Origin of the sequence: Limosilactobacillus sp. (genome assembly GCF_022482365.1) — a bacterium.
GTDB lineage: Bacteria > Bacillota > Bacilli > Lactobacillales > Lactobacillaceae > Limosilactobacillus.
Map to the genome: position 1 here is coordinate 1,213,202 of NZ_JAKVPE010000001.1, position 12,923 is coordinate 1,226,124.

General features: G+C 55.8%; 13 protein-coding genes. 5 read left to right on the top strand and 8 right to left on the bottom strand.

The window, feature by feature from the left end:
- Positions 1-2: 2 nt before the first annotated feature.
- Positions 3-785: a putative ABC transporter permease gene (locus tag LKE23_RS05660; protein WP_291976354.1), complete on the bottom strand. Its 783-nt coding sequence runs from the start codon at positions 783-785 to the stop codon at positions 3-5.
- Between the two features lie 11 nt (positions 786-796).
- A complete protein-coding gene (locus LKE23_RS05665) occupies positions 797-2,338 on the bottom strand; it encodes an ABC-F family ATP-binding cassette domain-containing protein (protein WP_291976355.1) in 1,542 nt (513 codons plus the stop codon).
- 236 nt (positions 2,339-2,574) lie between these two features.
- On the opposite strand from LKE23_RS05665, the gene LKE23_RS05670 reads away from it, so the two are divergent.
- The 4 genes from LKE23_RS05670 (at position 2,575) to LKE23_RS05685 (ending at position 6,512) form a co-directional block, all read left to right on the top strand.
- Positions 2,575-3,561 (top strand): NlpC/P60 family protein, encoded by a 987-nt coding sequence (locus tag LKE23_RS05670; RefSeq protein ID WP_434737612.1) that lies wholly within the window; start codon positions 2,575-2,577, stop codon positions 3,559-3,561.
- 311 nt (positions 3,562-3,872) lie between these two features.
- Positions 3,873-4,862, top strand: a complete 990-nt coding sequence (trpX, locus tag LKE23_RS05675; protein WP_291976357.1) for a tryptophan ABC transporter substrate-binding protein — start codon at positions 3,873-3,875, stop codon at positions 4,860-4,862.
- Positions 4,859-5,755 carry an ABC transporter permease gene (locus LKE23_RS05680; protein WP_291976358.1) on the top strand — a complete coding sequence of 299 codons (897 nt, stop codon included), beginning with the start codon at positions 4,859-4,861 and terminating at the stop codon, positions 5,753-5,755. The genes trpX and LKE23_RS05680 overlap by 4 nt, the downstream gene beginning before the upstream one ends.
- Positions 5,748-6,512 carry an ABC transporter ATP-binding protein gene (locus LKE23_RS05685; protein WP_291976360.1) on the top strand — a complete coding sequence of 255 codons (765 nt, stop codon included), beginning with the start codon at positions 5,748-5,750 and terminating at the stop codon, positions 6,510-6,512. Before LKE23_RS05680 ends, LKE23_RS05685 begins: the two co-directional genes overlap by 8 nt.
- 79 nt (positions 6,513-6,591) lie before the next feature.
- Here the strand turns inward: LKE23_RS05685 and LKE23_RS05690 are convergent, their stop codons facing one another.
- Positions 6,592-6,861, bottom strand: coding sequence for a hypothetical protein (locus tag LKE23_RS05690; RefSeq protein WP_291976361.1), 270 nt, complete (start codon positions 6,859-6,861; stop codon positions 6,592-6,594).
- Between the two features lie 113 nt (positions 6,862-6,974).
- Here LKE23_RS05690 and LKE23_RS05695 point away from each other — a divergent pair, with 113 nt between their 5' ends.
- Positions 6,975-7,211, top strand: a complete 237-nt coding sequence (locus LKE23_RS05695; RefSeq protein WP_291976363.1) for a hypothetical protein — start codon at positions 6,975-6,977, stop codon at positions 7,209-7,211.
- A gap of 94 nt (positions 7,212-7,305) precedes the next feature.
- Here the strand turns inward: LKE23_RS05695 and ppsA are convergent, their stop codons facing one another.
- From ppsA to LKE23_RS05720, 5 genes are all read right to left on the bottom strand, one after another.
- Positions 7,306-9,714 carry a phosphoenolpyruvate synthase gene (ppsA, locus tag LKE23_RS05700; RefSeq protein ID WP_291976364.1) on the bottom strand — a complete coding sequence of 803 codons (2,409 nt, stop codon included), beginning with the start codon at positions 9,712-9,714 and terminating at the stop codon, positions 7,306-7,308.
- Positions 9,715-9,896: 182 nt separating this feature from the next.
- A complete protein-coding gene (gene trxA / locus LKE23_RS05705) occupies positions 9,897-10,220 on the bottom strand; it encodes a thioredoxin (protein WP_291976365.1) in 324 nt (107 codons plus the stop codon).
- A 4-nt stretch (positions 10,221-10,224) separates the two neighbouring features.
- A complete protein-coding gene (locus LKE23_RS05710) occupies positions 10,225-10,980 on the bottom strand; it encodes a TerC family protein (RefSeq protein ID WP_291976366.1) in 756 nt (251 codons plus the stop codon).
- Positions 10,981-11,013: 33 nt separating this feature from the next.
- A complete protein-coding gene (locus LKE23_RS05715) occupies positions 11,014-11,928 on the bottom strand; it encodes an RluA family pseudouridine synthase (RefSeq protein ID WP_291976367.1) in 915 nt (304 codons plus the stop codon).
- Positions 11,929-12,906 (bottom strand): choloylglycine hydrolase family protein, encoded by a 978-nt coding sequence (locus LKE23_RS05720; RefSeq protein WP_291976368.1) that lies wholly within the window; start codon positions 12,904-12,906, stop codon positions 11,929-11,931.
- Positions 12,907-12,923: the final 17 nt, after the last annotated feature.

The following is a 12,923-nucleotide window of genomic DNA, read 5'->3' on the forward strand; positions in this document are numbered from 1 at the left end:
ATTTACTTGCTGTGCTTCAGCAAATCTTGTTTCATTTCGTTAAACCGCTTGGCATCCAAGACCTTCAACCGTGGGAAGCTCTTGACCAGGCGCCGTTCGTTCCAGTTTAATAGGCGCAAATCCATTTCGGCACGCCGGTCCAGCATCTCCGCACGCCAGTTGTCCAGCTGCTTGGCCAGTGCGGGTTTTTCTTCCGGCAGGGCGGATTCCAGCCGTTTGCGCAGGCGTTCGCGGTAGGCCTCGGCCCGTTCGTTCCACATCTTGGTCGTGGTGTGGAAGTGCTGCACGCTGATGATTGTCAGGACCGTGTCGGTGCCCATCACGAGCACCACCATGAGGGCCAGCATCCCGTGGGTGTGGGCCTCCTCCCAGTTGATCACCCGCTGGACGGCGGGCTGGATGAAGCGGACCAGCACTACCACGCCGATTGCCCAGAAGAGGGAAATCTGTGGTGCCACCCGCCCCTGGAGGTTGCCCCAGAGGTGCGAGTAGTCCCAGAGCTTCATGTGAAAGACCTTTTCCAAGAAGAGGCTGGCGACGTACTCAAAAATGCTGGCGACGACAAAGCCCACCAAAAAGAGCAGGATCAGGTTGTCGGAGACGCGAAATGTCGTGATCAAAATCGTGGTCACCGCAAAACCGTAGACCGGACAGTAGGGGCCGAAAAGAAAGCCCCGGTAGGCAAAGTGGTGGTCTTTGATGGAACAGTAGATTGTCTCCCACACCCAGCCGATGACGGCGTAGGTAAAGAAGAGAACGATGATCTCGGATAGGCTGTAGGGCATGTTTTCCTCCCTTATTTCAGGCTGAGTTTTTCGACGTTGAGAATCTTATCAAGCCACCCGGTGTAGAAGCTTTCCTCGTGGCTGACCAGGAGCAGGTTGCCTGGAAACTCTTGCAGGGCGGTCTTTAGCCCCTCCTTGGTCTCGTCGTCCAGGTGGTTGGTCGGTTCGTCCATGATCAGGAAGTTGCACGGCGTCAGCTCCAGGATAGCCAGCTTGACCTTGGTCTGTTCACCCCCGGACAGGAGCTGAAGCGGCTTTTGGGTGTTGGCGGCATTGATTCCCGCCCGGGCCAGCTTGGTCCGAATGGTCCGCGGCTGCATGGTTGGAAAAAGATTTTGGATCGTCTGCAACGGCGTCAGTGACGGATCGTCCCAGACCAGATCCTGGTCAAAGTAATTGATCTTGGCCGACGGGGAGAAGGTTGCTGTCCCGCCCAGCGCCGGAATTTTTTTCAGGATCGACTTGATCAAAGTCGACTTACCGACCCCATTGAAACCGGTGAAGAGCAGCTTCTCCCCCATCGTCATCGAGAAGGTCACCGGCGCCAGCAGCGGCCGGCCGTAACCCACCGACAGCTTTTCGACCCGCAGTGCGTTGGCCGAGCCGGTGTTTTCGTATGGGAAGTGGAAGGTGGCCTTGAGGTTGTCCTCCGGCGGATCGATCCGCTTCATCCGGGCCAGCATCTTCTCCCGGGACTTGGCCATCGTCGACTTGGATCCGGCCTTGTTCTTGCGGATGAATCGCTCGGCCTTTTCGATCACGACCTGCTGCTTCTCGTATTCGCGCTCCTGGAATTCCTTGCGTTCCTCCTTTTGACGCATTGCCTGCTGGAAGCTGCCCCGGTACTTGGTAATCTTGCCAAAGGAGACGTCACAGATCGTGTTGGTGACCTTTTCGAGGAAGTCGTAGTCGTGGGAAATGATCATCGCCGCCCCGTCGAAATCGTTGAGGTAGTCGATCAGCCATTCGATGTGGGCCGTATCCAGGTAGTTGGTCGGTTCGTCCAGCAGGATCACGTCCGGGTTCTCCAGCAGCATCTTGGCCAAGATGATCTTCGAGCGTTGACCGCCACTCATCTCCGAGACGACGTGATCCTTGCCGATGTCGGTCAGCCCGAGCCCGTTCATGACCCGTTCGACCTGGGTCTCAATATCGTAAAAGTTATTGGCATCCAGTTTTTCCTGAATCCGGCCGGCCTTGGTCAGCAGCTCATCATCCATCTTCGTCGCGTATTCCGTGTAGTAGGCGTTCATCTGGTCGTTGAGCTTGTACAGGTCCGCAAAGGCGGTGTGTAAAAACTCAATCAAAGTCATCCCCTGGGGAATGTCCACGTACTGGTCGAGGTAGCCGATCTTGACCCCCTTCTGCCACTTCACGCTGCCATCGACGGGCAGGACCTTGCCGATCAGGATCTTAATCAGCGTACTCTTGCCGGCCCCGTTTTGGCCGACGATCCCCATGTGTTCGTGTTTTTCCAATTGAAAGCTGGCGTCCTCGTACAATTTCTTGTCGGCATAGGACATCGTCAGGCCTTCAACATCTAACACTGCCATTTATTTTCACCCCATTATGCATCAATATGATTGTTTTCCATGGTATCACAATCCGCGCTGCTCCAGCAATTGCTTGCCTTTATTACAATCAGCTAACATTATTTGTCATTTTTCTTTTGGAAAGCCTTCACATTTTCTTCATATCGTCCGTTTAAGGTAAAAAGCGTAGTCTTAAGCAAAAATTAACAGATGGAGTGATTCTTATCATTAAGAAGAAAATTGTTTCCAAGACACTGATGGCCGCATTGGGGGCAGCGAGTGCCCTGGCCGTCGCAACCACGGCCAACGCCGACACCCAGGTGCAGGTCAAAGCGGGTGACACCGTTTGGAACTACGCCCAGGAATACAAGACCACGGTCAACGCGATCGTCCAACGCAACCAGCTGGCGAATCCAGACGTCCTGCAAGTTGGGCAAACGCTGATCATTCCTGACTCCGCAACGAGCGCCACCAGCCAGGCCGACACGACCAGCGCGGCAGTCGCAAGCATCGTCAACCCGCTGAGCACCAGTACGGCCGCCTCGAGCAGCTCAACGACGGCGGTTCTTGCCACCAGCGCCGCTAGCCAAAGCAGTCTGACCACTAGTCAGAGTTCGACGGCAGATAGTACGGCCCTGACCAGCGCTAACGCCCAGAGCCAAGCGGGTTCCGCAACGACGACCAACAATTACACCCCAGCCAGCGGCACCCCAACGACCTACGCCGCTAATTCTGCCGCCGCTTACCAGGCGATGAGCAACTACACCATCAGCTACGGCAGCGCCCAAGCTCGGACCGCCGCGGCCTACACACCACAGACCAGTAGCCAGAGCTATTCTAGTTCAAGCACGGCGCAAACCACTAGCACTGCTTCGCAAAGCAGTACCAGCACCACGACCTCAAGTGCCGTAGCAACCGCCAAGTCGATGATTGGGGTTCCGTACGTTTGGGGTGGGAACACGCCGAGCGGCTTCGACTGCTCCGGCTTGGTTCAATACTCCTACAACCTGGGGTCCAACTACCGGACTACCTACCAACAGGCCACCCTTGGTCAGCACAAGTACGACGTAGAAAACGCCCAGAGCGGTGACCTCTACTTCTGGGGGACCGAAAGCGCACCGTACCACGTCGCCATTGCGGAGGGGAACGGAAATTACATCCAGGCCCCAACCCCTGGTCAAACCGTTCAGGAAGGTAATATTCAATACTACCGGCCGAACTACTACATCAGCATGAACCAGTAAAGATTAAATTTTTCTAATGAAAAGAATTGACAGCTTGCCAGACCTTGGGTATACTAAGAGCAATTAATAACCAAGGAGCAAGCAACAATGAAGAAGTTTCAATCTCACAACGTGAATATTCGTTGGCAAAGCCGGTAGACGGGTTGTTTCGGTATCGATGCAACCTGACAACAGATTGCATCTGTGCCGGCTGAGATTGTTATTTCATTCAGTCCGCATGGATCCACATGCGGGCTTTTTAATTTGCTTAACCAGCGAGGGTCCTGCATGCGGACGCTCGCTTTTTATTTTAGAAAGGTGTGAATCATCACATGAAGCGCATGTATAGCCTCATTGCAATTATTCTTGTTTTCCTGGGCTTCGCCTTCTTCAAGGAAAACGGTGGTTTGGTCAAGCAGCAAACGCCTAAGATCGGGGTCCTGACCCTGATGCACCACCCGGCCCTCGACCAGATCTACAAGGGCTTTGTCGATGAGTTGGCCAAGGAAGGCTACCACAACGACAAGAACATCAAGATCGAGTACCAAAACGCCAACGGGGACCAGAGCAACCTGAAGACGATGGCCTCCAAGCTGGTCAACGACAACTGTACCGTCATCTACAGCATCACCACCCCGGCGGCCCAGGCGGTTGCCAACTCTACCACCAAGACGCCAATTATCCTCGGTGCGGTCACTGATCCAAAGGGTGCCGGCTTGGTTAAGGACAACAAGCATCCCGGCGGCAACATCACCGGGGTCTCCGATCAGGCCCCAATCAAGGAGCAGATTAACCTGATCAAGGAATTCATGCCAAACATGAAGACGCTCGGGGTCATCTACACCTCTAGCGATTCCTCAGCCGTCGCCGGCTACCACCAGATCGTCCGTGAATGTAAGAAGCAAGGAATCACGCTGAAGGCCTACTCAATCGCCAACAGCAACGACCTCAACCAGGTTTCCGAGCAGATGCTCAGCCAGGTCGACGCCGTGATCGTCCCGACCGACAACACCATCGCCGGGGCCATGCAGACCCTGGTCAAGAACGCCAACGCGGCGAAGAAGCCGGTCTTCCCGGCTGCCGGAACCATGGTCAAGCAGGGCGGGGTTGCAACCTACAGCGTTAACCAGTACGACCTCGGTGTCCGGGGCGCCAAGATGACCGTCAAAGTTCTCAAGGGCAAGAAGCCGGCAGAAACACCGATCCAGTACGTTCGCCACGGTGAACCGGTCCTGAACCTCAAGCAAGCTCGCAAGCTCGGCCTGACCGTTCCAAAGCATTTCCAAAAAGAAGCACAGCAAGAAGGAGTGATCTACAAATGAATCTTATCGTTTCCTCAATCGGGCAAGGGCTGCTCTGGGCACTCCTCGGGCTCGGCCTCTACCTAACCTTTAGAATCCTCGACTTCTGCGACATGACCGTTGAAGGGACCTTCCCGCTGGGCGCGGCCACCGCGGTTACCGCCATCACCCACGGGGTCAGCCCGCTTCTGGCCACCCTGCTAGCGGTCGGGACCGGGATGATCGCCGGCCTGATCACCGGCCTGCTCTATACCAAGGGCAAGATCCCCAGCCTGCTCGCCGGGATCCTGACAATGACCGCCATCTACTCGGTCAATCTGCGAATCATGGGCAAGTCCAACATCTCGCTGCTGGGCAAGCCGACCCTGTTCAACGGGGCCCTCACGAACTTGCCCCAGTACTTCGATAGCGTCACGCTGGGATTGATCGTGATCGCCATCGTCACCATCCTGATGGTTGCCTTCCTCGCAACCGACTACGGCCAGGCCTTCATCGCCACCGGGGACAACCCGACGATGGCCAAGGCATTCGGGATCCACACCGACAAGATGGTGATCGTCGGTCTGATGGTTTCCAACGGGATGGTCGGCCTCTGTGGCGCCCTGATCGCCCAGAACAACGGGTACGCCGACGTCAACATGGGGATTGGGACCATCGTTATTGCCCTGGCCTCAATCATCATCGGTGAGGTGGCCTTCGGTGAACTGACTCTCAACCAACGGCTGGTTGCGGTCACCCTGGGTAGTATCATCTACCGGCTGATCCTGCTGGCGGTTCTGCAGCTTGGTTTTTCCGCCAACGACCTCAACCTCATTTCGTCGATCGTCCTCGCCATCAGCATGATGATTCCGCAATTCGAACAGCACCTCAACATTAAGAAGCCAATTCTCAGGGGGGTTCAGCCACATGAGTAAGCCAATTTTAGAGTTAAAAAACGTTCAGACCGTCGTTAACAAGGGCACTTCCAACGAGACGATGATTTTGAAGGGAATCAACCTGGAGATCAACGACGGCGACTTCATCACCATCGTCGGGACGAACGGGGCCGGGAAATCCACCCTCTTCAACGTCATCGGTGGCAACCTGCGCGCCGACAACGGCCAGATCCTGCACAACGGCAAGGACATCACCTCTTCCAGCGAGGAGGACCGGACCGCCTTCCTCTCGCGGGTCTTCCAGGATCCTAAACTGGGGACGGCACCGCGGATGACGGTCGCCGAAAACATGCTGCTGGCCACCAAGCGGGGCGAGCGGCGCCACCTGATTCCACGAAAGCTCAAGCAGAACATGGCCCGCTTCACCAAGCTGGCCGCCACGATGAATAACGGCCTGGAAGACCGGATGACCACGGCGACCGGGGCCCTCTCCGGTGGTCAGCGTCAGGCCCTGAGCTTCTTGATGGCCACCCTCAAGCGGCCGGATATCCTGCTACTGGACGAACACACCGCCGCCCTGGACCCTCACACCAGTTTGAACCTTCTCCACGCTACGAACGAGCGGATCACCCACGACCACCTGACGGCCCTGATGATCACCCACCACCTGGAGGATGCTCTGACCTACGGCAACCGGCTGATCGTGCTAAAGGACGGTCAGATCAAGGCCGACTTCAGCGGTCCGGAAAAGGAACAACTGACCGTGGACAAGCTGTATCAGTATTTTGAAGATTAATAAAATCGGAAGAGCCAGCATTTCTGCTACCCTTCCGATTTTTATTTTATCTTTATAAAGCTTTTTTCACAGTCAAACTTTATTCCGCTTGCCATTTTCCGAGGCGCCGCAGGTTCATCCGAAACCCACGAGCAGCCCAGGCAACCCAGTGGCTGATCCACTGCTTGCCCATGCTCAGCGGCCGCGAAATCTCTTCGTCATAGTCATCCAAATACAGGTTGTCATACCGATCGAGGTGACCAAACGGCTGGTGGTTGATCGCAAACCGATAGGTGGTCTCACCGCTCGTCGCCGGTTCAACCTCAACCCGCTCTTCCTTCATTACCTTCAACAAATCCTTGTCCGTCATTTATCAGCGCCCCTTTCATTCATTCTTCACCTCCATTATAGGGGGATTGGCCGGCCACGTTAAATTGCGCGCTCTGCTTAGGCCCGTTATGATAGTAATCAGAGGTGAAGAATATGGAACCAAATACCTACCAAGAATTGCTCAACTGGCTGCACGGCCGGCATTACGAGCTGCAGGCCACTGACGGCCGCTTGCAGCTTTTGCGCCAGGGCCAAGTGATCGCCGTGGTAACCCCGCCCGATCGCTACCAGGTACAAAACCTTGACCTGAGCTTTAACGACTGGGTGGAATTCAACAAATGCCTGCGCAACGTTCGCCACTACCTGGTGGCCACGGGCCAGGCAAAATAGGACATTCTTAAGCATCATAAAAAGCCCCGGGCCATTTCCAGATGGTCCGGGGCTTTGTAATCAAAATCAAGGAAATTGACAAAGTACTATCTTATTACCATTCGTAGTCGGTTGGGTCCTGAATTCCACGACCCGTGGCCTTGTCGAGCAGGATCCGCTGTTCGAAGTGAGCGACGTTGCGCTTCGTGGCCTTGACCATGTCAGGGTTGACAGAAACGTAGTCGATCCCACTTTGAATCAGGAAGTTCGTGAATTCTGGATACTCGGACGGTGCCTGCCCACAGATGGAAACAGTCCGACCGTCCTTGTGAGCGGCCTTGATCAGGTGCCGGATAGCCCGCTTAACGGCCAGGTTCCGCTCATCGAACAGGCTGGAAACCGTGTCGTTGTTCCGGTCACAACCCAACAGAAGCATCGTCAGGTCGTTGGAACCGATGGAGTAGCCATCAACGAACTGGTTGAACTGGTCAGCCAGGATAATGTTGGACGGGATTTCGGCCATCATGTAAACCTTGAAGTCGGCGCCCCGAACTAATCCCTGGTCGTGCATAATTGCCGTGACCTTCCGAGCTTCGTCAACGGTCCGGACGAATGGGATCATGACGTTCAAGTTCTTCAGGCCGAACTCTTCACGAACCTTCTTAACGGCAGCCAGTTCCAGCTTGAAGGCTTCCACGTACTTTGGGTCGTAGTAACGGGAGGCACCCCGCCAGCCCAGCAGGTCGGCTGGTTCGTGTGGCTCGTACTTCTCGCCACCCTTGAGCTTCCGGTATTCACTGGACTTGAAGTCGGACAGCCGCAGGACAACCGGCCGTGGTGCCATGGCCCGGGCAACCTTGCTTACCCCGTCGGCCAGCATGTCGACAACCTTCTCCGGGTGTCCCTGGTCAATCAGGTAAAGCGGGTGTTCGTGAATGTAGGTGGTCCAGAGGAATTCTTCCCGCATCAGGCCAATCCCGTCGGCTGGCAGGGTTGAGTACTTCTCGGCCAGCTCTGGGTCCCCAAGGTTCATCATAACCCGGGTAGCGGTTGGTGGGAAGGTCTCGGCAGCAACGACTTGGCCACCGGCAGCGGCCTGGGTCGTCGTTGGCTTCTTGAGCAGGGATTCAACCTTGCCCTTGTAGACAACCCCGTTCTTGGCGTCAACCGTAACAACGTCCCCGGTCTTGAAGACGTCGGTTGCGGCCTTGCCCCGACTCTTGGTCCCGACGATACATGGGATCTCCATTTCCCGGGAAACGATGGCGGCGTGACAGGTCATCCCACCGTTGTTGGTGATGATCCCGGCAGCCTTCTTCATTGCTGGAACCCAGTCAGGTGAAGTCATCAGGGTAACCAGCACTTCGCCGTCCTTGAATTCATCGATGTCCTTTGGGCTGTCGATGACGTGAACGACACCGCTGGCCACGCCTGGGCTAGCTGGCAAACCACGAACTGCAACCTCGGCATCACTTTCGGCAACCACGTTATCATCTCCTGCTGATTCTTCCGACTTCTTATTCTTGTTCCGCTGTGACCAAACCGTCTCTGGACGAGCTTGAACTAACCAGAGCTTGTTGGTGTTGGCGTCAAGGGCAAATTCCATGTCCATGTAGCAGCCATAGTGCTGTTCTATCTGCTTGACGTAGCCCGCCAGCTCCAGAACCTGGTCATCGGTCAGAACCGGCTTGTCTGCCAATTCGGCAGGAACCGGTTCTTCCTTGGTACCACCCTCAGGCAGCCGAACCAGCTCGACCGGCTTGGTGGTGATGTTCTTTTCCACGATCTTCATCGACTTCTTGTCGACAACGAAGTGATCCGGCGTCACCTTCCCTAAGACGATGTATTCACCGAGACCGTAGATGGTATCGATCACGATCTTGGTGTCATCCCCGTTGGTAACGTCGACGGAGAACATGATCCCCGAGGCCTTAGAGAAGACCATCATCTGAACCGCGGCCGACAGGGCAACCTTTTCGTATGGGAAGTTCTGCTTGTGCCGGTAGTAAGTTGCCCGATCCGTGAAGAGTGAGGCGTAGCACTGCTGAACACGGTTAACCACGTCGTCAGCCCCGTGGATGTTCAGGTAGGATTCCTGTTGACCCGCAAAGGAAGCATTTGGCAGGTCCTCGGCCGTGGCAGACGACCGAATAGCAACGAACGGATCCTCCTGATTCATCCGCTTGGCCAGGTCGGCGTAGGCCTGCTTGATGTCAGCAGCTAAGTCATCCGGCATCTTGGCCCCGGTAATCAGGTCACGGATCTTGGTGCAGGCGTCGTGAAGCTCGTCGGCATTTTCGTAGTCCTTGATCTGGTCCAGCAGGGCGTTGACCTGGTCATTTAGGCCGGTCTTTTCCATAAAATAACGGTAAGCGTGGGCCGTAGTAGCAAAGCCGTACGGGACAGGCACGTTCATCGACGAGGTCATCTCCCCCAGTGAGGAAGACTTCCCACCGACCAGGTTAACGTCCTCTCGGTGGAGCTCATCGAACCATAATACATTAGCAACATCGCGATTTCCCATAATACTACCTCCTCTGGATAGCTTGTGAAAGCGGTTACAACTACAATTACATTGTACCCTTTATTTATTAAACGTGGGACGTCAAATGTGTCTTTTTGTCTCTTCTTATAACAAACTTAATATTATGTTCGATATAAAAAAGCTGATGGCCAAATTAATATTTGGCCATCAGCTTCGATTTTTTATTCATTTTCGGTCAGTTTGCGGTCAAAATAGTGGGCTAATTTGGCCTCCGGGTAGACCCCGGTGACCTTTTCCTTAGCCTGCCCATCGCGGAACAGGACTAAGCTCGGAATGCTCATCACCTTGTAGCGCTGGGCAATTTCCTGGTTGCCGTCAACATTCATTTTCACAAACTTGATCTTTCCTTGGTACTGAGCTTCGAGCCGGTCCATGATCGGGTTCATCATCTTGCAGGGCCCACACCAGGGTGCCCAGAAGTCGACGACCGTCAGTGGCCCCGCCGTCAGTTCGGCGAAGTTTTCTGCGGTTGCTTCAATTGCCATTTGTTTATTCCTTCTTTTTATTATTCGAGCGGCGCACAAAGTAGATCACAATCGTCAGCGCGAAGACTATCAGCATGAAGATCCCAAAGATGCTGGACGGAATCTCGATGTCAATTGCCGGAATCGTCAAGAAAAGCTTGACGGCAATGATGGCGATCAGGCAGTAGGCCATCGGCTCCAGTTCCGGAATCTTCCGCATCAAGCGCATGATAATCTCGGCCACGCCCCGCATGCAAGCGATCCCGATCATCCCACCGATCAGGACGATGACCGGATTGGACGAGATTGCCAGCGAGGCCAGAACCGAGTCGACGGAGAAGATGATGTCCATGAACTCAATCTGGGCCACCACCGACCAGAAACGCTTGCGCCCGGTCAGGTGGGCGGCCGTGCTGCGGACCTGACGAACCCGTTTGTGCCCGAAATATTTATTTTTGAAAAAGCGGTATACCAGATAGATAAGGTAGGCGGCGCCAATCACCTTGATCTCCCAAAAGTTGATCAAGTAGGTCCCGACCCCAATGATCAGGAAACGGAACAGGTAGGAGCCCCAGATCCCGTAGAACAGGGATTCCTCTTGTTCCTTGAGCGTTGGCAGCACCCGCGTTTGGGCCGCCAGCACGACGGCATTGTCGACTGACAGCAAACATTCGATCATCACCAGGGAAAAGATGATTAGCCAGTCCTGGCCCGAAGTGATGACAGTTGACCAGTTATGTGGATCGAAGAAGGGTCCATATAACTTTTCTAAAAGTGACAATTAGTGTCCCCCTTTAAATTATTTTTTATCTACCTAATTCAACCCATATTTTACCAGATATTGGGCAAAATATGGGGGCAGGGGGGCCGTAATTTGGATTTTCTTAAGGGAGAATGGAACGACTAAACGCTGGGTGGCACCGTGCAAAAGCATCTTTTCCGGTGAATTCGGGTTGTAGATCGGGTCACCGACGATCGGGTGTCCGCTGTGCGCCAGGTGAACCCGGAGCTGGTGGGTCCGCCCCGTCGCCAGGCGCAGGCGAACCAGGGAGCGTTCGGGGCCGGCGGCGAGGCTAGTATAGTAGGTCAGCGCCGGTTGGGCATGCAGGCCGTCGACGCTGCGCCAACGGGGGTCCCGCGGGTTGCGGCCGATCGGCCAGTTCCATTTTCCCTGGCCGGTGAGCCGCCCTTCGACCACCGCCAGGTATTCCCGGTGGATTTCTCCCGCGGCGATCAGGCGATTGAGTACCGGCACCACCACCGGGTTCTTGGCGACGATCATTGCCCCGCTGGTCTCCAGATCGAGCCGGTGGACCATGTAGGCGCCGTCCCCGGTTCCCCGCAGGTAGCCGGCAACGTCATTCATCACCGTGCCCTCTTCCCCCGCCTGGTTAGGGTGGCTCTTCTGCCCCCGCGGCTTGTTGACCACCAGGAGGTCCCGATTTTCAAAGAGAACCGCCAGCTGCGGGGCCGGGGTCGGGACATAGTGGTTGGCCCCCGGCGTCCGGAATTCATCCCCGCAAAAGAGGAGCTGAACTTGATCGCCGGGATAAATGGGCCGGTTCATCGTCTCGTAGCGCCCGTTGACCAGGACGTGCTGGCGGCGGCGCAGGAAATGAATTAGTCGGTCCGGCAGCAGCCACTGATCGTGCAGGAGCTGGCGCAGTGAAATGACCGGCTGTTCCGGGCGCAGCCGTTCGGTTAGTTGCCAGCGAATGTCTGCTGCCACCTACTTCACCTCCCGGACGCTCAGCCGGTCCGGCACGTGGTAGACCTTGGGCTTGGTCCAATTCAGCATGTCGTCGGTCAACTGAAGCTTGGTAATGTCGCCACGGTGGTAGGACTGGAAATAGTAGCTCCGGCTCTCGGCCACCGTCACGGCCCGGTAAACGGAATAGGTCGGCTGATGGCGGCTGTTCTGCGGGACGGTCACGCTGTCCAGCAGGTGCCACTCGCTGATCAACCCGGTGGCCTCGTCGGCGGGCACGTCCGCCCGTTCTTTCAGGTAGGCCGCCCGGACAAAGCGGGCACTCGGCGAGTAGTAGCCGGGTGGGTTGGTCTTGCCAGAAAGACGCCCCGTCGTGACCCGGGGTGTGTTGAGTGGGACCGTTCCTGCCGCAAACGCTGGCGTGAAGTCCACGTAGCGTTCCATCTGGGCTAACTGGCGATCAAAGTCAGGGCTGTTGGTGACCACGCCAAGCGGGTTCTCGATCACCCGCAGCGGCGTCTGGCTGGGTTCAATCACCACGATCCGGCCAGTCCGGTCGGCCAGGGCAAAGTGCAGCTCCGGGTTGCCGTACTTGGTATCGCTGTTTTTCTCACTCATTAATTCGACCTCATCCAGGTGGTCAATTAAGTCCTGGACCGAGCGGAAGTTGCCCAGCACCCAGAAGATAAACTCGTAGGCCGCCAGCTGGACCTTGGTGCTATTGCGTTCGTCCTGGTAGTGGGCACCGTTATCAAAGGTCAGCTTCTGGGCCATCAGCCCCCACTCGTTGACCCCGTCGGACACGTCGACGCGGCGAGCATCCAGACTGCCGCCACCGACCAAGGCATACTTATTTTCATAGACCCGGTGATCGAAGGCCGTCGCCCAGCGAAAGTGCCGGGGAATAAATAGGGGCGAAACCGCCAGGACCGGCCAGTCCATCGTCCGGGCCAACAGGTGGGTATGGTCCAAGGTCACCTGATAAATACTGGTACACATCATCCAGCACCCCTTTC